Source organism: Mesorhizobium monacense, assembly GCF_056781675.1.
Map to the genome: position 1 here is coordinate 5,977,884 of NZ_CM165567.1, position 23,501 is coordinate 6,001,384.

The 23,501-nt window shown below is 64.4% G+C and carries 24 protein-coding genes; 11 read left to right on the forward strand and 13 right to left on the reverse strand.

Translation table 11 applies throughout. The features are described from left to right. Positions 1–109 precede the first annotated feature (109 nt). Entirely contained in the window at positions 110–754 is a 645-nt protein-coding gene (locus AC1RUK_RS28650) for an arylesterase (RefSeq protein ID WP_481837946.1), read from the reverse strand. Positions 755–889: 135 nt separating this feature from the next. Between AC1RUK_RS28650 and AC1RUK_RS28655 the strand changes: the two genes are divergently transcribed. The 4 genes from AC1RUK_RS28655 (at position 890) to AC1RUK_RS28670 (ending at position 5,872) form a co-directional block, all read left to right on the forward strand. Continuing rightward, on the forward strand, positions 890–1,588 hold the full coding sequence (locus AC1RUK_RS28655) for an ABC transporter ATP-binding protein (RefSeq protein ID WP_481837945.1): 699 nt from the start codon (positions 890–892) through the stop codon (positions 1,586–1,588). Next, positions 1,588–4,137, forward strand: coding sequence for an ABC transporter permease (locus AC1RUK_RS28660; protein ID WP_481837944.1), 2,550 nt, complete (start codon positions 1,588–1,590; stop codon positions 4,135–4,137). Before AC1RUK_RS28655 ends, AC1RUK_RS28660 begins: the two co-directional genes overlap by 1 nt. A 235-nt stretch (positions 4,138–4,372) precedes the next feature. After that, positions 4,373–5,146, forward strand: a complete 774-nt coding sequence (locus AC1RUK_RS28665) for a Bax inhibitor-1/YccA family protein (protein ID WP_436169880.1) — start codon at positions 4,373–4,375, stop codon at positions 5,144–5,146. 159 nt (positions 5,147–5,305) lie between these two features. Then, on the forward strand, positions 5,306–5,872 hold the full coding sequence (locus AC1RUK_RS28670; RefSeq protein WP_481837943.1) for a GNAT family N-acetyltransferase: 567 nt from the start codon (positions 5,306–5,308) through the stop codon (positions 5,870–5,872). Between the two features lie 102 nt (positions 5,873–5,974). Here the strand turns inward: AC1RUK_RS28670 and AC1RUK_RS28675 are convergent, their stop codons facing one another. Further along, a complete protein-coding gene (locus AC1RUK_RS28675) occupies positions 5,975–6,364 on the reverse strand; it encodes a DUF2794 domain-containing protein (RefSeq protein ID WP_481837942.1) in 390 nt (129 codons plus the stop codon). Positions 6,365–6,964: 600 nt separating this feature from the next. After that, positions 6,965–7,714 (reverse strand): DUF1223 domain-containing protein, encoded by a 750-nt coding sequence (locus AC1RUK_RS28680; RefSeq protein ID WP_481837941.1) that lies wholly within the window; start codon positions 7,712–7,714, stop codon positions 6,965–6,967. A gap of 185 nt (positions 7,715–7,899) precedes the next feature. Here AC1RUK_RS28680 and AC1RUK_RS28685 point away from each other — a divergent pair, with 185 nt between their 5' ends. Then, the gene (locus AC1RUK_RS28685; protein WP_481837940.1) at positions 7,900–8,574 is read left to right on the forward strand and encodes a ceramidase domain-containing protein; all 675 of its coding nucleotides are present in this window, start codon (positions 7,900–7,902) and stop codon (positions 8,572–8,574) included. 109 nt (positions 8,575–8,683) lie between these two features. Here AC1RUK_RS28685 and acnA read toward each other — a convergent pair whose 3' ends face one another. Next, positions 8,684–11,374, reverse strand: a complete 2,691-nt coding sequence (gene acnA, locus AC1RUK_RS28690; RefSeq protein ID WP_481837939.1) for an aconitate hydratase AcnA — start codon at positions 11,372–11,374, stop codon at positions 8,684–8,686. Between the two features lie 284 nt (positions 11,375–11,658). Here acnA and ccmA point away from each other — a divergent pair, with 284 nt between their 5' ends. From ccmA to AC1RUK_RS28710, 4 genes are all read left to right on the forward strand, one after another. Continuing rightward, positions 11,659–12,267: a heme ABC exporter ATP-binding protein CcmA gene (gene ccmA, locus AC1RUK_RS28695; RefSeq protein WP_481837938.1), complete on the forward strand. Its 609-nt coding sequence runs from the start codon at positions 11,659–11,661 to the stop codon at positions 12,265–12,267. Then, positions 12,267–12,932 (forward strand): heme exporter protein CcmB, encoded by a 666-nt coding sequence (gene ccmB, locus AC1RUK_RS28700; protein WP_436169873.1) that lies wholly within the window; start codon positions 12,267–12,269, stop codon positions 12,930–12,932. The genes ccmA and ccmB overlap by 1 nt, the downstream gene beginning before the upstream one ends. Before the next feature lie 124 nt (positions 12,933–13,056). Next, complete coding sequence (gene ccmD, locus AC1RUK_RS28705; RefSeq protein ID WP_481837937.1) at positions 13,057–13,254, forward strand: heme exporter protein CcmD; 198 nt, start codon at positions 13,057–13,059, stop codon at positions 13,252–13,254. After that, positions 13,251–13,829, forward strand: coding sequence for a DsbE family thiol:disulfide interchange protein (locus AC1RUK_RS28710; protein ID WP_481837936.1), 579 nt, complete (start codon positions 13,251–13,253; stop codon positions 13,827–13,829). Before ccmD ends, AC1RUK_RS28710 begins: the two co-directional genes overlap by 4 nt. Positions 13,830–13,983: 154 nt before the next feature. Here the strand turns inward: AC1RUK_RS28710 and AC1RUK_RS28715 are convergent, their stop codons facing one another. Continuing rightward, complete coding sequence (locus AC1RUK_RS28715) at positions 13,984–14,151, reverse strand: hypothetical protein (RefSeq protein WP_006202677.1); 168 nt, start codon at positions 14,149–14,151, stop codon at positions 13,984–13,986. 285 nt (positions 14,152–14,436) lie between these two features. On the opposite strand from AC1RUK_RS28715, the gene AC1RUK_RS28720 reads away from it, so the two are divergent. Next, the gene (locus AC1RUK_RS28720) at positions 14,437–15,357 is read left to right on the forward strand and encodes an SMP-30/gluconolactonase/LRE family protein (protein WP_481837935.1); all 921 of its coding nucleotides are present in this window, start codon (positions 14,437–14,439) and stop codon (positions 15,355–15,357) included. 12 nt (positions 15,358–15,369) lie between these two features. Here the strand turns inward: AC1RUK_RS28720 and AC1RUK_RS28725 are convergent, their stop codons facing one another. The 8 genes from AC1RUK_RS28725 to AC1RUK_RS28760 form a co-directional block, all read right to left on the reverse strand. Beyond that, on the reverse strand, positions 15,370–15,903 hold the full coding sequence (locus AC1RUK_RS28725) for an NADPH-dependent FMN reductase (protein WP_481837934.1): 534 nt from the start codon (positions 15,901–15,903) through the stop codon (positions 15,370–15,372). Between the two features lie 36 nt (positions 15,904–15,939). Further along, positions 15,940–16,560, reverse strand: coding sequence for a pyridoxamine 5'-phosphate oxidase family protein (locus AC1RUK_RS28730; RefSeq protein ID WP_481837933.1), 621 nt, complete (start codon positions 16,558–16,560; stop codon positions 15,940–15,942). A 12-nt stretch (positions 16,561–16,572) separates the two neighbouring features. Continuing rightward, positions 16,573–17,241, reverse strand: a complete 669-nt coding sequence (locus AC1RUK_RS28735; RefSeq protein WP_436246751.1) for a septation protein A — start codon at positions 17,239–17,241, stop codon at positions 16,573–16,575. A 60-nt stretch (positions 17,242–17,301) separates the two neighbouring features. Beyond that, the gene (gene ftsY, locus AC1RUK_RS28740) at positions 17,302–19,098 is read right to left on the reverse strand and encodes a signal recognition particle-docking protein FtsY (RefSeq protein ID WP_481837932.1); all 1,797 of its coding nucleotides are present in this window, start codon (positions 19,096–19,098) and stop codon (positions 17,302–17,304) included. A 12-nt stretch (positions 19,099–19,110) separates the two neighbouring features. Further along, complete coding sequence (mtaB, locus tag AC1RUK_RS28745; RefSeq protein ID WP_481837931.1) at positions 19,111–20,406, reverse strand: tRNA (N(6)-L-threonylcarbamoyladenosine(37)-C(2))-methylthiotransferase MtaB; 1,296 nt, start codon at positions 20,404–20,406, stop codon at positions 19,111–19,113. Further along, a complete protein-coding gene (gene dapF / locus AC1RUK_RS28750; protein WP_481837930.1) occupies positions 20,406–21,290 on the reverse strand; it encodes a diaminopimelate epimerase in 885 nt (294 codons plus the stop codon). The genes mtaB and dapF overlap by 1 nt, the downstream gene beginning before the upstream one ends. Before the next feature lie 156 nt (positions 21,291–21,446). Then, positions 21,447–21,608, reverse strand: coding sequence for a DUF1328 family protein (locus tag AC1RUK_RS28755; protein WP_120014473.1), 162 nt, complete (start codon positions 21,606–21,608; stop codon positions 21,447–21,449). A 58-nt stretch (positions 21,609–21,666) separates the two neighbouring features. Continuing rightward, positions 21,667–22,680 carry an MBL fold metallo-hydrolase gene (locus tag AC1RUK_RS28760; RefSeq protein ID WP_481837929.1) on the reverse strand — a complete coding sequence of 338 codons (1,014 nt, stop codon included), beginning with the start codon at positions 22,678–22,680 and terminating at the stop codon, positions 21,667–21,669. Positions 22,681–22,820: 140 nt separating this feature from the next. On the opposite strand from AC1RUK_RS28760, the gene AC1RUK_RS28765 reads away from it, so the two are divergent. Beyond that, positions 22,821–23,264 carry a VOC family protein gene (locus AC1RUK_RS28765; RefSeq protein ID WP_481837928.1) on the forward strand — a complete coding sequence of 148 codons (444 nt, stop codon included), beginning with the start codon at positions 22,821–22,823 and terminating at the stop codon, positions 23,262–23,264. Positions 23,265–23,501 lie beyond the last annotated feature (237 nt).

Here is a 23,501-nt window from a genome sequence, read left to right on the forward strand (position 1 = left end):
TCCTGTCCTCGAATCGAACTCACGCTCCTAGCGAATCATCGATACTCGAACGGGGCAAGCGGTTTGTTGGCTCCGCGGTTTCCCCAGCGGCAACCGTGACTTTTCAGCCTCACGACGCACCGCCCGCCCCCGCGATGGCCTTTTCGGCCGTCGGCAGGATGCGCTCGACCATCACGCCGACACCCTTGGCGTTGGGATGCAGGCCGTCCTCCAGCCGCAGTCCGGGCTGGCCGGCGACGCCGTCGAGAAAGAACGGATAGAGCGGAACGCCGTATTTCGCGGCCAGCTTCGGATAGATCGCGTCGAAGGCGTTCTGGTAGTCGGCGCCGAGATTGGGGGCGGCGCGCATGCCGGCCAGAAGCACGGCGATCTTGCGCTGTTTGAGCTTGGCCAGCATCTCATCCAGGTTCTTTTCGGTGATGCCGGGCGAGACGCCGCGCAGCATGTCGTTGGCGCCGAGCTCGAGGATCACCAGCTGGGTGCCGTCGGGCACCGACCAGTCGAGCCGCGCCAGGCCGCCGCTTGTCGTATCGCCGGAAACGCCGGCATTGGCGACCGTCACGTCATGGCCCTTGGCGCGAAGTGCGGCCTGCAGCCTGTCGGTAAAGCCTTCGCCGGGGCCAAGGCCGAACCCCGCCATCAGGCTGTCGCCGAAACCGACGATGGTGAAGGTCTCGGCGCGTGCCGACGAAATCGAACTGTTGATCGCGGCGAAAAGAACGAGAGCTGCGGCAAGAGTGTGTTTGAAAGCCATGCGGCAGGCCCCATATGAGCGGAACAGTTTTTTGGCGAAGGCGGATTCCTTGTTGAGCATCGGATTTTCCCAAAACCGGTCTCCACTTTTGGGTCCGATGCTCTGCCCCCACCCTCCATATAGGACGCTTTCATTGTGACAGAAGCCGTCATCGTGCTGAAAGACGTATCGCTGACGCTCGGCGAAGGCGCGTCATCTGTCCATGTGCTGAAAGGCGTCAGCCTCGATGTTGCTGCCGCCGAGGCAACCGGCATCGTCGGCCCTTCAGGGTCCGGAAAGTCGACGCTGCTGATGGTCCTGGCCGGGCTGGAAAGGGTCGATTCGGGTACGGTTCGAATCGCCGGCGAGTTGCTCAACGGCAAAAGCGAGGACCAGATCGCATCGTTTCGTGGGCGAAACATTGGCATCGTCTTCCAATCCTTCCATCTCATCCCCAACATGACGGCACTGGAAAATGTCGCGGTGCCGCTCGAACTCGCCGGCCATGCCGATCCGTTCGGGGTGGCGGCGCGCGAACTCGCGGCAGTCGGCCTCAGCGACCGCGTCACCCACTATCCCGGCGAATTGTCTGGCGGCGAGCAGCAGCGCGTGGCGATCGCCCGGGCGCTGGCGCCTTCGCCGCGCATCCTGGTCGCCGACGAGCCGACCGGCAATCTCGACCAGGCGACGGGGCGGCAGGTCGCCGACCTTTTGTTCGCTAAGGCCGCCGAGCGCGGCATGACGCTGGTGCTGGTCACGCATGATCCGGCGCTCGCGGCGCGCTGCTCGCGCCAGGTCTCGATGCGTTCGGGACGGATCGAGGACGCACTGATGCCGCTGAAGGTGACGGCCTGATGCCGCTGTCGCAGACCATGAAGCTCGCCGTCCGCTTCTCGCTGCGCGAGATGCGCGGCGGGCTGTCCGGCTTCCTGATCTTCCTTGCCTGCATCGCGCTCGGCGTCGCGGCAATCGGCGGCGTCAATTCGGTGGCGCAGGCAATCACCGCCGGCGTTGCCAATCAGGGCCAGACGCTGCTTGGCGGCGATCTGCGCTTCCAGCTCAACCAGCGCGACGCAACGCCGGACGAACGTGATTTCCTCGATCGGCTCGGCGCCGTTTCGCACAGCGCCAGCATGCGCTCGATGGCGCGGCTCGAGGACGGCTCCGACCAGTCGCTGGTCGAGGCCAAGGCGGTCGACGACGCCTATCCGCTCTATGGCGCGCTGGAGACCGAGCCGCAGCTATCGAGGCAGGACCTGTTCGGCGAGAAATCCGGCGTCTTCGGCGCCGCGGCACCCGACCTGCTGTTCGACCGGCTGAACCTCAAGGTCGGCGACCGGCTGAAGCTCGGCAGCGCCACATTCGAGCTGCGCGCCAGGCTCACCAGCGAGCCGGATGCGGTGTCCGACGGTTTCGGTTTCGCGCCGCGGCTGCTGGTGTCAACCGAAGGGCTCACGGCATCCGGCTTGATCCAGCCGGGCAGCCTGGTCGAGCACGCCTACAAGATTCGCCTACCCGCCGGCGCCAGCGAGGCTGATATCAAGGCGATCCAGAATCAGGCCGCAGCGGACTTTCCGCAGTCCGGCTGGTCGATCCGCACGCGCTCCAACGCAGCGCCGGCGCTCTCCTCCAACATCGAGCGCTTCTCGCAATTCCTGACCCTGGTCGGGCTGACGGCGCTGGTGGTCGGGGGCGTCGGCGTGGCGAATGCGGTGCGCGCCTATCTCGACGCCAAGCGCGGCGTCATCGCCACTTTCAAGAGCCTGGGTGCCTCGGGCGGCTTCGTCTTTGCCGTCTACCTGGTGCAGATCCTGCTGATCGCCGGCCTCGGCATCGTGCTTGGTCTCATCCTCGGCGCGCTGATGCCGTTCGCGGCGAGTGCGGCCCTTCAGTCGGTGATCCCGGTGCCGGCGGAGGGCGGCTTCTATCCTGGCGCGCTTGCCATGGCGGCGCTGTTTGGCCTGCTGGTGACGCTGGCCTTCGCGCTGCTGCCGCTCGGCCGCGCCCGCGACGTGCCGGCGACGGCATTGTTTCGCGAGATGGGGTTCGAGAGCCGCGGCTTTCCGCGCCTGCCCTATGTGGTGGCAGCGGTTGGCATCGCGCTCGCTTTGGCGGCCTTGGCCATCCTGTTTTCCGGCGACCGCCGCATCGCCTCGATCTTCGTCGGCGCCACCGTCGTGTCATTCCTGGTGCTGCGCCTCGTCGGCGCGTTAGTGCAATGGATCGCCAAGAGAAGCCCGAGGGTCCGCTCCGTCGCGCTCAGGCTCGCCATCGGCAACATCCATCGGCCAGGGGCGCTCACGCCGTCGGTGGTGCTGTCGCTCGGCCTCGGGCTGACGCTGCTGGTGACGCTGGCGCTGATCGACGGCAATCTCAGGCGGCAGATTTCCGGCAGCCTGCCGGAACGGGCGCCGAACTTCTTCTTCGTCGACATCCAGAGCAGCGACGTCGACGCCTTCTCGGCGCTGGTCGGCGGGCAGGCGCCGCAGGGAATGCTGGTCAAGGTGCCGATGCTGCGCGGCCGGGTGATGGCGCTGAACGGCGTCGATGTCGAAAAAGTGAAGGTGCCGGCGGAGGGCGCCTGGGTGCTGCGCGGCGATCGCGGGCTGACCTATGACGACCGCCAGCCGTCGAACGCGACGCTGACGGAAGGTTCATGGTGGCCGCAAAACTATGCCGGCGAGCCGCTGGTGTCGTTCTCGGCCGAGGAAGGCAAGGAGATCGGGCTGAAGCTCGGCGACACCGTCACCGTCAATGTGCTGGGACGCAACGTCACCGCCAGGATCGCCAATTTTCGCCAGGTCGAGTGGGAAACCATGGGCATCAATTTCGTCATGGTGTTTTCGCCCAACACATTCGCCGGTGCGCCGCATGGCTGGCTGGCGACGCTGACCGAGAAGGACGCGTCGGCCGCAGACGATGCCCGCCTGCTCAATGCCGTCACCCGCGCCTTCCCGGCGGTGACGACGGTGCGGGTCAAGGACGCGCTCGACATCGTCAACCGGCTGGTGGCGCAGCTCGGCACGGCGATCCGGGCCGCGGCCGGCGTGGCGTTGATTGCGTCCGTGCTGGTGCTGGCCGGCGCGCTTGCCGCCGGCAACCGGGCGCGCATCCACGACGCTGTGGTGCTGAAGACACTGGGTGCTACGAGGCGAACGCTGATCGCGGCCTTCTCGCTTGAATATATGCTGATCGGCCTTGCCACTGCCGTCTTCGCGCTGGCAGCTGGTGGGGTCGCGGCGTGGTTTGTCGTTGCGCGCATCATGACCCTGCCCTCGCATTTCATGCCGGAAGTGGCGGTGGCCACCATCGCCTTTGCGCTGGTCATCACGGTCGGCATCGGCCTTGCCGGAACCTGGCGGGTGCTGGGGCACAAGGCGGCGCCGGTATTGCGAAATCTCTGATCCGCAACGCCTGAATCGGCCCACTATCGATTAAATCTCGTTAATGTTGCGGCTGGGACGGCTGATAATGCGCGATTTGGCTGCTTCACGAAGCATTACGCTCGGTTACGGTCTTGTTCTTGACGCCAAGAACCATCATATTCCGCCGCAGGCATGCTGGAGCCCCGCCAGCGGCGCCTGGGCTCGAGTGAGCCTGACACCGGACCGGACGGGGCAGAAGCAAAAGAGGATTCCAATGGCTGATCCCATTCGCAATTACCAGACGCGTGCCGTACCCGGCGCCGCCGTCGATATCGATCAGGGCCTGCGCGCCTATATGATCAAAGTCTACAATCTGATGGGGCTTGGCTTGCTCATCACGGGCCTTGCCGCTGTTGGCACCATCATGCTGGCCACCACCACCGATCCGGCCTCGGCGGTGGCAACGCTGCCGAGCGGCGAGATGCTGACCTCCTTCGGCTACGCGATCTTCGGGTCGCCGCTGCGCTGGGTGGTCATCCTGGCCCCGCTGGCCGCGGTGTTGTTCCTGTCGTTCCGTGTCCAGTCGATGAGCGTGTCGGCCGCGCAGACGACATTCTGGGTCTATGCCGGCCTCGTCGGTCTGTCGCTGTCGTCGATCTTCCTTGTCTACACGACGGCCAGCATCTCACAGACCTTCTTCGCCACCGCTGCTGCCTTCGGCGCGCTGTCGCTCTACGGCTACACGACCAAGCGCGACCTGACCGCGATCGGCTCGTTCCTGATCATGGGCCTGTTCGGCCTGATCATCGCGATGGTGATCAACATCTTCCTGCAGTCGTCGGCTCTGTCCTTCGCCGTTTCGGCGATCGGCGTGCTGATCTTTTCGGGCCTGACCGCCTATGACACGCAGAAGATCAAGGAGATGTATTTCGAGGGCGACGCCGCCGATGTCGCCGGCCGCAAGGCTATCATGGGCGCGCTGACGCTCTATCTCGACTTCATCAACCTGTTCATGTTCCTGCTGCAGTTCATGGGCGACCGTCGCTAATGCATTCGTTTGGACCATGATCTTTTCCGAAAACCGGTTTCCACTTTTCGGGATCATGGTGACTGGACCAGCGAGTTCGGAAGGGCGGCCCAACGGCCGCCCTTTTCTTTTGTCCTGGCCTTTGCTTAAAAGAAGGCACATGAACGATTTGCATAAATTATGAGCAGCATCACCTCACGGGGCGCAGCCGCGGCCGACCTCGATCGAATCACGGAAATCTACGCCGACGCGGTGACCCACGGCACCGCGAGCTACGAGTTGGAGCCGCCCAGCCGCGCCGAGATGGGCAGCCGGTTCGACAGCCTGATGGCGGGCGGTTTTCCCTATCTGGTGGCGGAAAAGGACGACGCCGTGCTCGGCTATGCCTATGCAGGCCCGTTCCGGCCGCGCCCGGCCTATCGTTTCGTCGTCGAGGATTCCGTCTATGTCGCTCCGGAGGCCAAGGGCCAGGGCGTCGGGCGGCTTCTGATGCAGGGGCTGATCGAGGCGGCACGGGCGGCGGGCTTTCGCCAGATCATCGCGGTCATCGGCGACGGCCATGCCGACAGCGCCTCGGTGCGGCTGCATGAGAAACTCGGCTTTCGCCATTCGGGCCGCCTGGAAGGCTCCGGCTACAAGCACGGACGCTGGCTGGACACGGTGTTCATGCAGCTGTCGATGAATGGCGGAGCGCAACTCCCGCCCGATCCGGCCTCGCTGCCGGAACGGAAATTCCGCCAGCAATAATAAGCACATAAACCTGGGAACCGATCTCGGTTTCCAGAAAGTATCATGTGCAGATTCAAAGTGTTAGAGCGTCCTTTGCGCGTCCGACGCGCGGCGCTCCAATTAGGCTTCCACCAGCTTCAGCCTGCTGTCGAAGACGCCAAGCACGCGGCCGAGTTCCTGGCCGCGCTTGAGGATGCGGCCGCCGGCGGCGATGACGGCGAAAGCGCCCTGCCGGCGCGCCAGCTTCGGGTCCTTGACGATCTGGAACAACGGCACCTCGCTGGCGCGGCGGAAGACGGAAAAGACGGCGCGGTCGGAGAGGTGATCGATGGCGTAGTCGCGCCATTCATTGGCGGCGACCATGCGCCCGTAGAGCCTCAGGATCTGGTCAATTTCGCGCCGGTCGAAGCGCACCGGCTGGTCGAGGCGTTCGCGTCTTGCCTCATGCAGCGGGATCAATATTGCGGATGCGTCCCCATCCTCCGTCCCACTGCCGCCGCGATCGGTCATGCCTCGATCCTTCGAATGAATCCTCGCTTGCAGAAATTGGCGTGTTCGCTGGCGAATTGCAAGGCCCCGGCTAAGCAAGCCGGAGCCAAGCCGTTTTCGTCACGTCCAGTCACATTTGTCAAACGCCTGTTGGAATTGGTGATGCTTTGCCACATTCCTGCCTTATTTTATCCGCGCTGATGCCCCAATCTCCGACGAGTTTACCGGCGTTGCCTGAGACGGTTCGGTCCGGCACCGGCTCGTAAACCCCAAGCCCCCCGCCCACGGGTCTGCGTCGGATCGAACCAACCTCGGTTTTTCCCTCGGAAAAATCGGGTGCGACGATCCCAAAACCTAAATGACCGGCGTCAGAAGCAAGCTGACGCCGGTTTTTTATTGGCTGGTTGGTGCGGTGCTAAAGCGCGTTGCGTTTGAATAGCCCCGTGCGAGCGATTCAATTACTGATATCGTCGGTCCGCGCTGCCCCTCATTGCCGCCAGCTATGGTTTCGCCACTTACCAGCGCTTGCGGAATGCGCGCCGACGTCGGGTCAGCGGGCTTCTCCCCGTTTACGGGGGGAAGGTGCCAGCAGGCGGATCAGGGGCGGCGCCGACGGTCCAGTTACGGCTTGCGGATGAAGGCGGCGCCCAGGATAGGCCCGGGCGTGCCGTCCTTGCCGACCGACTGCAGCAGCACCGCGCAGCCGCCTTTCTTGGAGATCTCGGTCATCGGCAATTCGTAGCGCTGCGCCTTGCCGTGCCACATGCCGGCGGTCTGGATGCCGGAGACGGCGTTCCAGTAGGTCATGCTGCGACCGCTGTTTTCGCCCTTGGCGATGTCGATCGTCTGCGGCGCATTGAAATAGACGATGACGACATGGGCATCGGTCGGGCCGCTGCCGGCGTCGCCGGTGTCGATCATGACGCGGTCGCTGGTCCGGCTGACCTTGATGCCGACCCGCATGCCCTCGCCGGTCTTCTGCAGGCGGGCAAGTGTGCCGTCGACTTCCTTGCGGCTGGCGCCGTTGACATGGCTGCGGCCGTTGATGACGGCTTGCGGCGTATAGACCGAACGGCTGCCGAACGCGCGCATATAGTCATACTGCCGCTCGGTGTTCTCCTTGCGGCTCAGCGTGTCCTGCCAGCCGAGATAGTCCCAGTAGTCGACATGATAGGCGAGCGCGATGATATTTTCCTTGGCGGCGAGCTCGGCGAAAAATTCGTCGGCTGGCGGACAGGAGTTGCAGCCCTGGCTGGTGAAAAGCTCGACCACGCCGAGCGGCTTGTCCGACTCTTCCGCAAGCCCGTTGCCGGCAAACGCCGACAGGGCCAGCGCAACTGCCGCAAGCCGCAATGGTCCTTGAAATGCCATGGCCGTTCCAATTTCCCGCCGGTGACGCCGGCCTTGTCGTGGTTGCTAAAATATGTGGCAGAAGCGACAGTCAACGGGAAGTCACGTTGCGGTGAAATTTTTATGGTTGCAACCGAAGGCAAGCCCGCAATAGGAGAGGCGTCTGCACTACGCGGTGCGGTTCGATTGGAGGCGGCATCGTCAGCATGTGGCAAACTCTCCTGACGCCGGTCGATCTTTATTGTGAACGGACAGGGCCGGAACTTTGGGCCGAACCGGTCAATGCTCTGACAAATCTTGCGTTTCTTGCCGCCGGTCTGTGGGGTGTGCGGGAAGTGCGCCGGCGCGGCACCGGCACTTTCGCCGAAGTGCTGGCCTGGTGGGTGGTGGCGATCGGCATCGGCTCGATGCTGTTCCATACCTTCGCCATCCGAGCCACGATCTGGGCCGACGTGCTGCCGATCGCCGGTTTCACGCTCGCCTACACGTTGTTCACGTTGCGTCGCTTCCTCGGCATGGGATGGGGCAAGGCGATCGCCATCTTCGTCGCCTTCTACGCCGTCGCCGGACTGCTGACATGGGCGGTGCCGGACTGGCTGCGGCAGGCCTCGAACGGCACAACCGGCTATCTGGCGCCCTTCCTGGCGCTCGCCTTCCTCGGCGCATGGACGGCGCTAAGCGGCAGCGGTGCCGGCCGCTACAATCTGGCGGCCTTGGCGATCTTCGTCGTCTCGGTCATCTGCCGGATGGCCGATCCGCTGGTCTGCGGCAGCTTCCCGCTCGGCACGCATTTCCTGTGGCACATCCTGAACGGCCTGATGCTCGGCGTGCTTCTGGCCGCGACGGCGCGCTTTGGCGCGCCGAGGGCAGTAGGGCAGTAGGGCAGTAGGGCAGTAGGGCAGTAGGGCAGTAGGGCAGTAGGGCAGTAGGGCAGTAGGGCAGTAGGGAGCTCTATTCCCTACTCGCTTGCTGCCCTACTCCCTTATTCCCCTATGCAGCGAGATCGCGCAGCACGTACTGCAGGATGCCGCCGTTCTTGAAGTAGTCGAGCTCATCCAGCGTATCGATGCGGCAGATGATCGTGACGTTCTTCACCGTGCCGTCGCCGTAAGTGACCTTGGCGGTCATCTTCTGGCGCGGCTTGATGGCGTCCAGCCCGTCGATCTCGACCAACTCGTCGCCCTTGAGGTTGAGCGAGGCCCATGAGGTGCCGTCCTCGAAGACGAAGGGGATGACGCCCATGCCGACCAGGTTCGAGCGATGGATGCGCTCGAAGGATTGGGCGATGACCGCGCGGACACCAAGGAGATTCGTTCCTTTGGCCGCCCAATCGCGCGACGAGCCGTTGCCGTATTCGACGCCGGCGAAGATGACCAGCGGCACGCCGTCCTTCTTGTACTCCATCGCAGCGTCGTAGATCGACGTCTCTTCTTTCGACGGATAGTGGATCGTGTAGCCGCCCTCGCGGCCGTTCTCGCCCAGCATGTGGTTGCGGATGCGGATGTTGGCGAAGGTGCCGCGCATCATCACCTCATGGTTGCCGCGGCGCGTGCCGTACTGGTTGAAGTCGGCAACGCCGACGCCATGGTCGGTGAGGTATTTTCCCGCCGGCGAGGCCGCTTTGATGGAGCCTGCCGGCGAAATGTGGTCGGTGGTGATCTTGTCGCCGAACAGGCCAAGCACGCGCGCGCCCTTGATGTCGCCGATCTTGCCGAAGCCCGAGGTCATGCCGGCGAAATAGGGCGGGTTCTGCACATAGGTCGAATTGTCGTCCCAGGCATAGGTCTGGCCTTCCGGCGCCTTGACCTTCTGCCAGTGTTCGTCGCCCTTGAAGACGTCGGCATATTTGCGGGCGAACAGTTCGCGCGTGACGTTCTTCTCGATGAACTCCTGGATCTCGGCCGAACTCGGCCAGATGTCCTTGAGATAGACCGGCTCGCCGTTCTTGTCCTCGCCGAGCGGCTCGGTGGTCAGGTCCTTGGTCACGGTGCCGGCCAGCGCGTGGGCGACGACCAGCGGCGGTGAGGCGAGGTAGTTCGCCTGCACGTCGGGCGAGACGCGGCCTTCGAAATTGCGGTTGCCGGAGAGCACCGCGGCTGCAATCAAACCTTTATCGTTGATGGTCTTGGAGATCGGCGCCGGCAGCGGGCCGGAATTGCCGATGCAGGTGGTGCAGCCGAAACCGACCAGGTTGAAGCCGATCTGGTCGAGCTCCTTCTGCAGGCCCGACTTCTCCAGATATTCGGCGACCACCTGGCTGCCAGGCGCCAGCGAGGTCTTGACCCAGGGCTTCTGCTTGAGGCCGAGCCGATTGGCGTTGCGGGCGAGCAGGCCCGCACCGATCAGCACGCTCGGGTTCGAGGTGTTGGTGCAGGAGGTGATGGCGGCGATGACGACATCGCCATGGCCGAGATCGTGCGACGTGCCTTCGACAGCATAGCGCTTGGAGATTTCGGCGGCCTTCTTGTATTCGGTCTCCATCGCCTTGGCGAAGCCGGCCGGAATGCCTTCGAGTGCCACGCGGCCTTCCGGACGCTTGGGGCCGGCCATCGACGGCACGACATCGCCGAGTTCGAGCTCGAGCAGGTCGGTGAAGACCGGGTCGGCCGAGCCGGCATCACGCCACATGCCTTGCGCCTTGGAATAGGCCTCGACCAGCGCGATGCGGTTTTCCTCGCGGCCAGACATGGTCAGGTAGCGGATGGTCTCGCTGTCGACCGGGAAGAAGCCGCAGGTGGCGCCATATTCCGGCGCCATGTTGCCGATGGTGGCGCGGTCGGCCAGCGTCATGTTGGAGAGGCCCGGACCGAAGAACTCGACGAACTTGCCGACGACGCCTTTCTTGCGCAGCATCTGGGTGACGGTGAGCACGAGGTCGGTGGCGGTGACGCCTTCCTTCAGTCTGCCGGTGAGACGGAAGCCGATGACTTCGGGCAGAAGCATGGAGACGGGCTGGCCGAGCATGGCCGCCTCGGCCTCGATGCCGCCGACGCCCCAGCCGAGCACGCCAAGACCGTTGATCATGGTGGTGTGCGAATCGGTGCCGACGCAGGTGTCGGGATAGGCGGTGGTTTCGCCGTCCTCGGCGTTGGTCCAGACGACCTGGCCGAGATATTCAAGATTGACCTGGTGGCAGATGCCGGTGCCGGGCGGCACGACGCGGAAATTGCGGAACGCCTGCTGGCCCCATTTCAGGAACTTGTAGCGCTCCTCGTTGCGCTCATATTCGAGCTCGACATTGCGGGCAAAAGCCATCGGCGTGCCGAATTCGTCGACGATGACCGAATGGTCGATAACAAGATCGACCGGCACCAGCGGGTTGATCTTCTGCGGGTCGCCGCCGAGCGAGGCCATGGCGTCGCGCATGGCGGCAAGGTCGACCACCGCCGGAACGCCGGTGAAATCCTGCATCAGCACGCGGGCCGGGCGATAGGCGATCTCGACGCCGGCGGTGCCCTTGTCGGTCAGCCAGCCGGCGACCGCCTGGATGCTTTCCTTGGTGACGGAGCGGCCGTCCTCGTTGCGAAGCAAGTTCTCCAGCAGCACTTTCATCGAATAGGGTAGCCGGGCGATGCCGGTAAGGCCGTTCTTTTCGGCCTCGATGAGGTCGAAATAGACATAATCCGCGCCACCCGCGGTCAGCGTGCGGCGGCAATTGAAACTGTCGAGGGATTTTGACACGTGCGATCCGTCCTTGTCTGTTCAGCCTGAAAGGGAACGGACGCCGATGGCATGCAATCACGCGCAAAGGTGCGGGTACGGCCATTTCCGCTATCCGTTCCCAGCCAACCCGAGCCGTTCAAGGCGGCGCGTGCGCTGGTTCGGCGCTAATTCTGTTCCCGTGCCGACCGCTGGCACGGATGACCCGGATATAGAGAATTTCCTGGAATAGTTCTAGACACGGAATCGCCATTTTTGTTGCGGCGCACCGAAGCCGCGCTTGGACTTTCGGCGAAGGGGAACGAATGCGGCTGATCGCCGAAGATCTGAGCGGCGAACGCGGCGGCGAGACGGTCTTTTCCGGCATCGGCTTCGTCCTGGAAAAAGGCGAAGCGCTGGTCGTCACCGGGCCGAACGGCGCTGGCAAGTCGACGCTGCTCCGGGTTGTCGCCGGGCTGCTGCCGGTGGCGGGAGGCCGGGTACGAATCGAGGGCGGTGGCGAGGATTTTCCGTCGATTGCCTCTGCCTGCCACTATCTTGGCCATCAGAACGCGATGAAGACGGTGCTCAGCGTGACGGAGAATTTGCGCTTCTGGCGGGAATTTTCTGGCGAGCCACTGCTTTCGGTTGAAGAGGCACTGGAGACCGCCGGGCTCGGGGGGATCGGCCATTTGCCGTTCGGGTATCTGTCGACGGGGCAAAGGCGGCGCGCGTCGATCGCCAAATTGCTGGTGAGCCGCCGGCCGCTGTGGCTGCTGGATGAGCCGACTGCGGGGTTGGACAAGGCTTCGGAGTCGCGGTTTGGCGGAGTGATGGCCAAGCATTGCTCGGATGGGGGGATAGTCGTCGCGGCAACGCATCTGCCGCTGGGGCTGGAAGGGGCGAAGGGGCTTGTGATGGGGATGGCCGGGTGATGCTGGCCCTCTTCCTGCGCGACATCCGCCTCTCCATCCGCGCCGGCGGTGGTGCATTGACCGGCGTGATCTTCTTCCTTGCCGTCATCGCCACGATCCCCTTCGGCGTCGGCCCGGATCTCAATCTGCTTGCCCGCATCGGTCCGGCGATCCTGTGGATCGCGGCCCTGCTCGCTTGCCTGCTCGGGCTCGACCGGCTGTTCCAGGCCGATCGCGAGGACGGCTCGCTCGATCTTCTGGTGCTGGGCCACGACCGGCACATGCTGGCGCTGACGGTGCTGGTGAAATGCCTGGCGCACTGGGCTGGCAGCGTGCTGCCGCTGGTGGTCGCGGCACCCCTGCTCGGCCTGTTCATGAACATGGCGCCGATCGGTATCGGCGCAACCGCGCTGACGCTGCTGGTCGGCACGCCGGCGATTACTTTCATCGGGGCGGCGGGTGCCGCCGTGGCGGTGGCACTGCCGCGCGGCGGGTTGCTGATCTCGGTGCTGGTGTTGCCGCTGACCATTCCGGTACTGATCTTCGGCGTCTCGGCAAGCTATGGCGCGGTGGCGGATCCCGATCCGTTCCTGCAGCCTTTCCTCATTCTCGCCGCGTTGACCCTGTTTCTTGCCGTGCTGGGACCGGTGGCGGCGGCACTGGCGCTGCGCCACGGGACCGACTGAAGCATCGGGCCGTGGGCGGCTGCGGCGCAGCGGCCGATTGCGAAGCCGGGACGGCAAGGCTAAGGGAAGGCATGATCGAACACGGCGACATGGCTGGGCTGGACGCCCGCGCGGAGCAGCTGGCATGAGCGCGCATGCGCTCTATGTGACTGCCGCCTATGCCATCACGGCGATCGTGCTGGCCGGGCTGATCGGCTGGATACTGATCGACCAGCGCGGGCGCAAGCGCGACCTGGCAGAGCTGGAGGCCGCCGGCGTGCGCCGCCGCTCCGACACGGGCGCCGGCGACAAAAGTGCCCGGGAAAAAGGCGCCAAGTCATGAGCAGCGAAACCGAAACGCCGTCGCCGGCCCGTCGCCGCCTGATCGTGCTGTTGCCGCTGGTGATTTTCCTCGGCCTGGCGGGGCTGTTCCTGTTGCAGCTTCTGTCCGGCCGCGATGTTTCGGAAGTGCCGTCGGCGCTGATCGGCCTGCCGGCGCCGCAGACCAATCTGCCGGCGCTCGAGGGCACCAACCTGCCTGGGCTCGACTCAAAACAGTTCGCCGGCAAGGTGACGCTGGTCAATGTCTTTGCGTCGTGGTGCGCGCCGTGCCGCGAGGAGCATCCGGTGCTGCTGGCGCTGTCACAGGACAAGCGCTTCGTTACCGCGGCACTGAACTACAAGGACGAACCGGAAAACGCCCGCCGCTTCCTTGGCGAGCTTGGCAATCCGTTCCAGGCGATCGGCGTCGACGAAGCCGGACGCGCGGCGATCGACTGGGGCGTCTATGGCGTGCCGGAAACCTTCGTCGTCGGCAAGGACGGCAAGATCGCCTACAAGCATGTCGGTCCGCTGACGGCCGAGTCGGCTGAGACATTGCTTTTGCCGCAGATCGAGAAGGCCCTGGCGGCACGTTGATATTCAGGTGATGCCGGCCTGCGAACGGCGGCTTCCTGCGCTTCCGGTGCTCACGTACTTAAAGTACGCTCCGCTCCGGTTCTCGGAATCCACCATTCTCGACTCGGCCTGACCTGAATCTCAAAGTGCCGGACCGAGTCTTTCGACCAAAAGTTCAGCCGTAGATCTGCTTGTGGATCTGGTAGAGCATTTCCGAGCGGTCGGCGCGCATGTCGGCCAGATCGCGGGCGGTGAAGCTGTCGATTTCGGCGACGAGGCGGTTGTAGTGCTTGCGCTTGGCAATGCTCTGGCGAGCGCGAGTCATGAGGCTGTCGATGATCATAGCAAGGTTCCTTTCGTGCCGCGTTCTGGCGGCGAATTGTTCCTCCCTTGATCGATACGAAGCATGACATAGTAATGGTGCGTTGCAAAAAGAAGATGTTGCAATGCACCATTGCGCCCAGTGCATAGCCGGTTAACCGGCCCTTACCCGCAATTCCCGCAAGGCGGCCTAGCTCCAGCCTTGCTACGAGACCTCAAGATGCGGTGAAGCACCGATCATCGATCTTGCCAGATCGGTCGCCGGCTGGCTTGATCGCGCCCGATCTCAAGTGCCGGGAGGAAAAGCATGGCCGCCGCAGACTATTATGAAATTCTCGATCCGCGTTTCGCGCGGCTGTTCAACTCCAACGCGCAGGTGGAAAAGCTGTTCACCGGCTGCCAGTGGGCGGAAGGGCCGGCCTGGTTCGCCGCTGGCCGCTATGTGGTCTGGTCCGACATCCCCAACAACCGCATGCTGCGCTACGACGAAACCGACGGCAATGTCAGCGTCTTCCGCCAGCCCTCCGGCAATTCCAACGGCAACACTGTCGACCGGCAGGGCCGACTGGTGACCTGCGAGCATTCGGGCCGCCGCGTCAGCCGCACCGAACATGACGGCTCCATCACGACCATCGCCGACAAATGGCGCGGCAAGCGGCTGAACTCGCCCAATGATGCAGTGGTGAAGTCCGACGGCTCGATCTGGTTCACCGATCCGACCTACGGCATCGACACCGATTATGAGGGCGACAAGGCCGAGAGCGAGATCGGCGCCTGCAATGTCTACCGGGTCGATCCCGGCAGTGGCGAGATCGAAGCCGTGATCACCGACATGGTCAGGCCCAACGGGCTGGCCTTCTCGCTCGACGAGAGCAAGCTCTATGTCGTCGACACCGGCCGTACGCATGGCGCGAAGAACCCTGCGCATATGCGCGTGTTCAATGTCGGCAAGGGCGGCAAGAAGGTTTCCGGCGACAAGGTGTTCGCCGACTGCACCTCCGGCATGTTCGACGGCTTCCGGCTCGACGAGGACGGGCGCATCTGGACGAGTGCGGCCGACGGCATCCATTGCTACGATCCGGACGGGACGCTGATCGGCAAGGTCAAGGTGCCCGAAGTCACCGCCAATTGCGTGTTCGGCGGCAACAAGCGCAACTGCCTCTACATCGCCGGCACCACCTCGCTCTACATGGTCCGGCTGATGGTCAACGGCGCCAAGACCGTTTGAACCTCATGTCGTTCAGCGGGCGCGGATGAAGCCGGCGAAGGCCGAAACCACCTCGCGCATGGCCAGCCGGCTCGCCGGCTCGGCCAGGATTCTGTCCATCTCCGGTGGCTTCTTGCCGATCAGGACGATTTCGAGTGCCGTATCCTCATAGAGCGCGAACGACATCGTGCGCATGATCTCGGCGAGTGCCGCGCGGGCAAACAGCGAGCGCGGCGAGGCGTGCACCAGCATGGCCGGCTTGCCGACCGCGGCATCGCGCGACACCAGCCAATCGAGCCCGTTCTTCAGCCCACCCGGCACGCCATGGGCATATTCGGGGCAGGAGACGATGACGCCGTCGGCGCGGGTGACGGCGTCGATCAGCCTTGATGCCTCCGGCGGCGTGCGTTCGCCCTCGTCGTCCGGGTTGAAGATCGGCAGCCGGCCAAGCCCATCATAGACGGTGACGCGGCAATCGGCAGGCGCGTTCGCGGCCAGCGTCGCGACGAGGGCCGAATTGGTCGAGGCGGCGCGCAGGCTGCCGGAGATGGCGAGGATTTCGATCAAGGGGATGGGATCTGAACGGTGAGTCGTTCCGAAATGCTACCACAGCGTCTTGCGGTAATCCTCGTCCAGCTCGCGGTCGATATCACCCGCGGTGTCGGCCAGCGCCAGCTGGTCGCGCATGATCTGGCCGAGCGTGGGCAGCGTCGCGCGGTCGTACCAGGTCTCGGGTTTCCACAAATCGGAGCGCATGAAGGCCTTGGCGCAATGCATGTAGGCGGCCTTGACCGTCACCACGACGACGCTTTGCGGCGCCTTGCCGTCGATCGCGAGGCGTTCGCGTAGGCCGGCATCGACGGTGATGCGGGCATCGCCATTGACGCGCAGCGTCTCGTTCATGCAGGGGATGAGAAAGAGCAGGCCGACCGAGGGATTGCGGATGATGTTTTCCAGCGTGTCCAGCCGGTTGTTGCCGGGCCGGTCGGGGATGGCGATGGTCCTGTCGTCGAGCACGGCCGTAAAGCCCGGTCTGTCGCCCTTCGGCGTCACATCGGCATTGCCGGCGCCGTCGGAGGAACCGATCAGCACGAAAGGGCTCTTGCCTGTGAAGGAGCGGCAGTGGCCGTCGAGCGCTCTGAGTTCCTTGCGGATCGAACCGTCGGTCGGCCGGGGCGTCTTGTAGATCGTCCTCAGCTCGTCGCGCGAGGTGACAAACTCCATGGCCGCGTCTCCCTACTTGCCGGCCTTCTCTTCGGTCTTGTCCTCGAGCGAATGACGCAGGATCAGCGGCATCTGGCTGAAGGTGAACAGAAGCGTGATCGGCATGATGCCCCAGACCTTGAAGGTAACCCAGGCATCGGTCGAAAAATTCCGCCACACAACTTCGTTGACGAGGGCCAGGAACAGGAAGAACAGCCCCCAGCGGAAGGTGAGCTTTTTCCAGCCTTCGGCATCGAGGCTGAAGGCGGAATCGAAGACGTAGCCGAGCAGCGACCGGCCGAAGAACAGGCCGCCGAGCAGCACGCCGCCGAACAGCGTGTTGACGATGGTCGGCTTCATCTTGATGAAGACGTCATCCTGCAGATAGAGCGTCAGCGCGCCGAAAATGAAGACGACGACGCCCGACACCATCGGCATGATCGGCAGAGTGCGGGTAAGCAGCCAGGAGGCGATCAGCGCGATCGCTGTCGCGGCCATGAACAGGCCGGTGGCGACGAAGATCGGGCCGCCGAATTCGGCCAGCACGGGAAATTTCTGCACCAGCCATCCGCTGCGTGCATTGGCGAAGAAGAACACCAGCAACGGGCCGAGCTCGAGCGCCAGCTTGAGCACCGGGTTGACGCCTTCTTTCTTTTGTTTCTGCGGATCCGACGGGTCGCGCTCGAGGATGGGCGGGTTCATAGGCTTCCTTCTTGCGCGTGATCCAATCCAAAAAGCTTGCGCCTTTCGAGATCACGCTTGTTAGGCCACTCCAGCGATCGCCCTCGCGAATTCGCTTGCCGAGAAAGGTTCGAGGTCGTCGACCTGTTCGCCGACGCCAATGAAATAGACCGGCAATTTGTGCTTTGCCGCGATCGCCACCAGAATACCGCCACGCGCCGTGCCGTCCAGCTTGGTCATGACCAGGCCGTTGACGCCAGCGACATTGCGGAAGATCTCGACCTGGTTGAGCGCGTTCTGGCCGGTGGTGGCGTCGACTGTCTGCAGCACGGTGTGCGGCGCTTCCGGATCGAGCTTGCCCAGCACGCGGACGATCTTTTCAAGTTCCGCCATCAGCTCGGTCTTGTTCTGCAGCCGTCCGGCGGTGTCGATGATTAGCACATCGGAGCCGGCCTCCTTGGCCTTCTCGAAGGCGTCGTAGGCGAGGCCTGCGGCGTCGGCGCCGAGTTTAGAGGCGATCACCGGCGACTTCGTCCGCTCGCCCCAGATCTTGAGCTGCTCGATCGCCGCAGCGCGGAAAGTGTCGCCGGCGGCGAGCATCACCGACAGGCCGCCATCGGTCAGCTTGGCCGCCAGCTTGCCAATGGTCGTGGTCTTGCCGGTGCCGTTGACGCCGACGACCAGGATAACATGCGGCTTATGGGAGAGGTCGAGTTCCAGCGGCATGGCGACATGGGTCAGCACCTTCTCCACCTCGGCCGCCATCACCGTGCGCACTTCGGTGTCGGAGACATCCTTGCCGTAGCGGCTGGAAGCCAGCGCGTCGGTGACGCGCAAGGCCGTCTCCAGGCCGAGGTCGGCGCGGATCAGCACGTCCTCCAGATCCTGTAGCGTGTCGTCGTCCAGCTTGCGCTTGGTGAAGACGCCGGCGATGTTGCCGGAGAGTTCGCGGGACGAACGGGCAAGCCCGTCCTTCATGCGCTGGAACCATGAGCGCCTCGGCGCCGGCTCCGGCGCTTTCTGCGGCTCGGCCTTCTGCTCGACCTTCTTGGTGACGGTTACCTTGCCAGGAGCGGGCTTTGGTTGTGGGATGGGCGCGGACTGTATCTCCCCCTCGATAGGGGAGGTCCCGAGCGCAGCTGAGGGGTGATCGGCGCCGGCGCTGTCACCCCACCCCGCCGCTTCGTGGCGACCCTCCTCATCGAGGGGAGGGTGGGGCGTTGGCGCGGCTTCGATCTCCGGCGCAATCTCGGCACGCACCGGCTGTGGCTCGACGGGTGAGGGCTGGCGAATGGGCGGCAAGACTTCAGCCGGAGGAATTTCAGGCGCCGGCGTTTCGGCCGGAACCTCCACAGGAGGCGTCGGCACTTCGACCGGCGCGGGCTCCGGTTGTGTCTCCGGCGGCGGCGTGATCTCCGGCTCGGCCGGCGCGGGTGGCGGGACTTCCTGAGGCTGCGGTTCGGGGGCGGGCTCCGGAACGACGGGTGGCGCCGGAACTTCCTTAGGCGCTGGCGGCTCGACAGGTTTCTCGGGCTCCGGCTCCTCGACAGGCTCGGGTTCCGGCAGAGGTTCCGGCTCGGACGGAACAACCGGCTCCGGCGTTGATGGAATGGTCGGGGTCGGCTCGATCGGTTGCGGCGGCGGCGGCGCTTCTGGCTCAACAGCGGGAGGCGGCGTCGGTTCAGCCTGCGGCGCGACCTCTGCCGCAGGCTGCGGCTCGTCGCGCTTCAAAAACTCCGGCAACGCCTGCTCGGCCGCCGGCTTCAGCGCGTCCAGCGCGTCCCATTTGATCGGCGGCAGCGGTGCGGTCTCGTCGATCCGCTCCTCGACCACTTCCTTCTTGCCGAACGAAAATATCTTCTTGAAAAAACCAGCCATGCTTTACGTTTCTCAGGCGGCGCGGGTAGCGGGCGCGGCGATCAGGCGGGCATCGTCATGGCCGGTGATATCGGCCTCGACGATCTCGCCCGGCGAACCTGCAGCGATCGCGGCAAGCGTGAACCCTTCGGTGCGGCCGAGCCCATCGCGCTCGACCAGGATCGACTGACGTGTGCCGGCGAGCGAGGAGAGGTGGCGGCGGTAGGCGGCCTCGCCGGCGGCGCGCAGCCGGGAGGCGCGCTGCTTGACCACCTCGCGGCGGACCTGCGGCATGCGCGCGGCGGGCGTGCCTTCGCGTGGGCTGAACGGGAAGACATGGAGATGCGTCAGGCCGCATTCCTCGACGATCTTTTCCGAGTTCTCGAACATCGCCTCGGTCTCGGTCGGGAAGCCGGCGATGATGTCGGCGCCGAAGACGATGCCGGGGCGCAGCTTGCGCACATCCTCGCAAAAGCGGATCGACTGATCGCGCAGATGCCGGCGCTTCATGCGCTTCAGGATCATGTCGTCGCCCGACTGAAGCGACAGATGAAGATGCGGCATCAGCCGCGGCTCGGTGGCAATGGCGTCGAGTAATTCGTCATCGGCCTCGATCGAATCGATGGAGGACAGCCGCAGGCGCTTCACGTCGGGCACCTGCTTCAGGATGGTCTTCACCAGCTTGCCCAACTTCGGTGCGCCCGGCAGGTCGGCGCCAAAACTGGTCATGTCGACGCCGGTCAGCACGATCTCGGCATAGCCGTTTCCGGCGAGACGCTTGACCTGCTCGACCACGGCGCCCATCGGCACCGAACGCGAATTGCCGCGGCCGTAGGGGATGATGCAGAAGGTGCAGCGGTGGTCGCAGCCGTTCTGCACCTGGACGAAGGCGCGCGCCCGGCCCTCGATGGCGTCTACCATGTGGCCGGCCGTCTCACGCACCGAGAAGATGTCGTTGACGCGCGCTTTCTCGGTGTCGTTGACGCCGAAATCCGGCAGCGCGCGATAGGAGTGCGCCTTCAATTTCTCTTCATTGCCGAGAACGAGATCGACCTCGCCCATGGCGACGAAATTTTCCGGCTCGGTCTGCGCAGCGCAGCCGGTGACGATGATACGGGCGGCCGGGTTCTCGCGGCGGGCTTTTCTGATCGACTGCTTGGCCTGGCGCACCGCCTCGCCGGTGACGGCGCAGGTGTTGAAGATGATGGCGCCGCCTTGCAACTCGCCGAGGCCGGCGCTTTCGGCTTCGCGGCGCATCACCTCGGATTCATAGGTGTTCAGCCGGCAGCCGAAGGTGACGACGTCGACACCTTTTTGAAGAGCGGGCATCAGGCCGCGCTTTCGGTGTCGCGGGCCCAGGCGCCGGTCGACGGGTCGAAGCTGCCGGAAAATTCCCATTCGGCGGCACCGGTCAGGATGACGTGGTCGTCGTCGCGCCATTCGACATGCAGCGAGCCGCCACCCGGGGTCATCAGCGACACGCTGCGTCCCGTGCGCCTGGTGCGGGCGGCTGCGACCACCGCGGCGCAAGCGGCCGAGCCGCAGGCCTTGGTCAGGCCGGCGCCGCGCTCCCAGGTGCGAATGATCATGGTATCCGGTGAGGTCACTTGCGCGATGGTGATGTTGGCGCGCTCGGGGAAGATCGGATGGTTTTCGAGCAGCGGACCGAAGCGGTCGAGCTCATAGGACCAGACATCGCTGTCGACCCAGAAGATGGCGTGCGGATTGCCCATCGAGACGACCGAAGGGGAATGCAGCACCGGCGCGTCGATCGGGCCGATCTGCAATTCGATCATGCGGGTATCGCGGAATTCCTCGGCCAGCGGAATATCCTGCCAGCCGAAGCGCGGCGTGCCCATGTCGACCGAGATCGTGCCGTCGGCGTGCTCCCTGGCGTTGAGGATGCCGGCGACGGTCTCGAAGGTGAATATCTTCTGGCCGGTCTCGGCTGCCAGCGCCTGGACGACGCAGCGCATGCCATTGCCGCAGGCCTGCGCGCCGGAACCGTCGGAATTCAAAATATCGATGAAGAAGGCGGTGCCCGGCGTCCTCGCGTCATGGATCGCCATGATCTGGTCGAACTTGGTCGCGGCATCGGCATTCAGCGCGATAGCGGCGGCCGGCGTCACCCGATCGGCACGGCTGCGCATGTCGGCAACGATGATCTCGTTGCCGATGCCGTTCATCTTGGCGAAGGGGGCCGTGCCTGCCATTGCTCCGATGGTTCCATGTCCTTTTGCCGCTATATGGCGGAAACGGGCAGGAATTACCAGTGTGCCACACTTCAAGACGACGGGCTCAGCTACGGCGAAGATGCCGAGCTGGGCCACGGCGAAGACGCCGGGCTGGCGACGGCGAAGACGCCGCGCCTATGTCACCGCGAAGACGCCCAGCACGAGCAGCAGGAAGATGATGAGGACTATGCCGATGAGGATGCGCGCGCCGGTGGCGGCGGCACCTGCCAGTGCCGGCATGCCGAGCAGGCTCGCGGCGGCGGCGACAATCAGAAGGATGATGATCCACTTGATCATGGAAAGCCTCCCAGCCGAATGCGTTGTGGAACCAACGCGTTTTCAAAGGTTGGGTTCCTCAGCCGATTTCCGGCACGTCCCAGACCTCGCCCGGCCGCAAGGCGCGGAACCGCTCTTGCGGCACCCCCTCCGCGTTCAGCGCATCGGCCAGTTTCCGGGCCGGCTCGTCGATCGGCTCGTTGGTGAGCTGGAACGTGCCCCAGTGACAGCCGGCGGCATGGGCGGCGTTGCACAGCTTCATGCCTTGCACCGCCTCTTCCGGGTTCTGGTGTTGCGGCGCCATGAACCAGCGCGGCTCATAGGCGCCGATCGGCAGGATGGCGAGGCGGAAGCCGCCATGTTTTTCGGCCATCAGCCGGTAATTGGTGCCGCCATGGAAACCGGTGTCGCCGGCGAAGTAGACCTTTGCGGCCGGGGTTTCGACGACGAAACCCGCCCACAGCGCCATGCGCCGATCACGCGCGCCGCGCGCCGACCAGTGATGCACCGGCTCGACATGGACGGCGACATCGTCGCCGATCTCGACCCTGTCGCCCCAGTCATGCGCCGTGAGCCGCATGCCGGGCACCACATCGTCGATGATGGCGTCGTTGCCGAGCGGCGTCAGCACCTGCGGGTCATGCTTGGCCTTCAATCGCTTCAGCGTGGCGAGATCGAGATGGTCGTAATGGTTGTGGCTGACCAGAACGAGGTCGACCGGCGGCAGCTGCGAAAAGGCGATGCCGGGCGCGTTGACCCGTTTCGGCCCGGCAAAGGAGAGCGGCGAGACGCGCGGCGACCAGACCGGATCGGTCAGGATGTTGAGACCGGCCGTCTGGACCAGCAGCGAGGAATGGCCGACCATGGTCAGCCGCAGCCCCGATCCGTCGATCCGTTCGTCCGGCCTTGCCTGATGAAACGGGCTCGGACTGGCCGCCGGCCATTTCGAGCGCTCACCGCTCAATTGCCATTTCAGCAGGTCGGCAAAGCGGCCCGGCGGCTGGCCGTCGGGATTGAAGAACAAGGTGCCGTCGAAATGATCGCTGGGCGGGCCGCCATAGTAGCGGTTGGCGGCTCTTTTTCTCGCAGCCATTTTTTCTTCCGCTCCCGCTGCGTCCCTTTCGTCTGAGATAGGGCCTTGGCTGTCTGGCGCAAGCATTTGGCCGGCGAATGCCAAGGGTAGGCGATCTGCATCGGCTAGAATCGTGGGAACCGGCAAGGCAGGGGACCACCATGGCGAAGAAGCGAACCAAAACACCGTGGATGAAGGCCGAGGATTTCGGCCGCTCGCTGGCGCGGGGCATCGGCGTCAATCTTCTGGTCACCGACATGCCGGCCATGGAAGCTTTTTGCCGCGACGTGCTCGGCGCACGGATCATCTATGCCGATGAGGATTTCGCGGCGATCAAACTCCTGGGGTCGGTGTTCATGCTGCATGCCGACCACAGCTACCTCGACAACCCGATGACCGGCGTCATCGCGGGCGCCGAAACGCGCGGTACGGGCATCGAGCTTCGCCTCTACGGCGCCGATCCGGATGCGGTTGAAGCCAAAGCGCGCGACCTCGGGCACATCGTGCTCGCCGGCGCGATCGACAAGCCGCACGGCTTGCGCGAATGCCATGTCGTCGGCCCGGACGGCTACGTCTTCGTGCCGAGCGCGCGGCTCCCTTCGTAGAGCAATTCCAGGAAAAGTGCGTAGCTGTCTTCCGTCCGGAATTGCGCAAAAAACAAATAGCTCTAGCTTTCACGCCCAAAACGCCGCGCATTCGCGGGCCAGACGGCAACAGGCGCCTGAGCGGTCACACGGCTGTTGCGATAAAATTGCAACAATCGCGCCGAAAACCCTATTTTAACCATATCGGGTTGAAATTCTGCCACCTTCTCCATCTTGGTGAGGGAGAGATTGCGCGGA

Coding starts and splice junctions, on each gene's coding strand:
- dapF (WP_481837930.1), bottom strand. CDS start 21,290: ATGGCAGGCACGGCCCCCTTCGCCAAGATGAACGGCATCGGCAACGAG.
- AC1RUK_RS28680 (WP_481837941.1), bottom strand. CDS start 7,714: ATGGCATTTCAAGGACCATTGCGGCTTGCGGCAGTTGCGCTGGCCCTG.
- AC1RUK_RS28660 (WP_481837944.1), top strand. CDS start 1,588: ATGCCGCTGTCGCAGACCATGAAGCTCGCCGTCCGCTTCTCGCTGCGC.
- ftsY (WP_481837932.1), bottom strand. CDS start 19,098: ATGGCTGGTTTTTTCAAGAAGATATTTTCGTTCGGCAAGAAGGAAGTG.
- AC1RUK_RS28765 (WP_481837928.1), top strand. CDS start 22,821: ATGGCGAAGAAGCGAACCAAAACACCGTGGATGAAGGCCGAGGATTTC.
- ccmA (WP_481837938.1), top strand. CDS start 11,659: ATGCGGCTGATCGCCGAAGATCTGAGCGGCGAACGCGGCGGCGAGACG.
- AC1RUK_RS28730 (WP_481837933.1), bottom strand. CDS start 16,560: ATGGAGTTTGTCACCTCGCGCGACGAGCTGAGGACGATCTACAAGACG.
- AC1RUK_RS28650 (WP_481837946.1), bottom strand. CDS start 754: ATGGCTTTCAAACACACTCTTGCCGCAGCTCTCGTTCTTTTCGCCGCG.
- AC1RUK_RS28715 (WP_006202677.1), bottom strand. CDS start 14,151: ATGATCATCGACAGCCTCATGACTCGCGCTCGCCAGAGCATTGCCAAG.
- ccmD (WP_481837937.1), top strand. CDS start 13,057: ATGAGCGCGCATGCGCTCTATGTGACTGCCGCCTATGCCATCACGGCG.
- AC1RUK_RS28735 (WP_436246751.1), bottom strand. CDS start 17,241: ATGAACCCGCCCATCCTCGAGCGCGACCCGTCGGATCCGCAGAAACAA.
- AC1RUK_RS28755 (WP_120014473.1), bottom strand. CDS start 21,608: ATGATCAAGTGGATCATCATCCTTCTGATTGTCGCCGCCGCCGCGAGC.
- AC1RUK_RS28670 (WP_481837943.1), top strand. CDS start 5,306: ATGAGCAGCATCACCTCACGGGGCGCAGCCGCGGCCGACCTCGATCGA.
- AC1RUK_RS28710 (WP_481837936.1), top strand. CDS start 13,251: ATGAGCAGCGAAACCGAAACGCCGTCGCCGGCCCGTCGCCGCCTGATC.
- AC1RUK_RS28685 (WP_481837940.1), top strand. CDS start 7,900: ATGTGGCAAACTCTCCTGACGCCGGTCGATCTTTATTGTGAACGGACA.
- AC1RUK_RS28675 (WP_481837942.1), bottom strand. CDS start 6,364: ATGACCGATCGCGGCGGCAGTGGGACGGAGGATGGGGACGCATCCGCA.
- mtaB (WP_481837931.1), bottom strand. CDS start 20,406: ATGCCCGCTCTTCAAAAAGGTGTCGACGTCGTCACCTTCGGCTGCCGG.
- AC1RUK_RS28665 (WP_436169880.1), top strand. CDS start 4,373: ATGGCTGATCCCATTCGCAATTACCAGACGCGTGCCGTACCCGGCGCC.
- AC1RUK_RS28760 (WP_481837929.1), bottom strand. CDS start 22,680: ATGGCTGCGAGAAAAAGAGCCGCCAACCGCTACTATGGCGGCCCGCCC.
- AC1RUK_RS28720 (WP_481837935.1), top strand. CDS start 14,437: ATGGCCGCCGCAGACTATTATGAAATTCTCGATCCGCGTTTCGCGCGG.
- ccmB (WP_436169873.1), top strand. CDS start 12,267: ATGCTGGCCCTCTTCCTGCGCGACATCCGCCTCTCCATCCGCGCCGGC.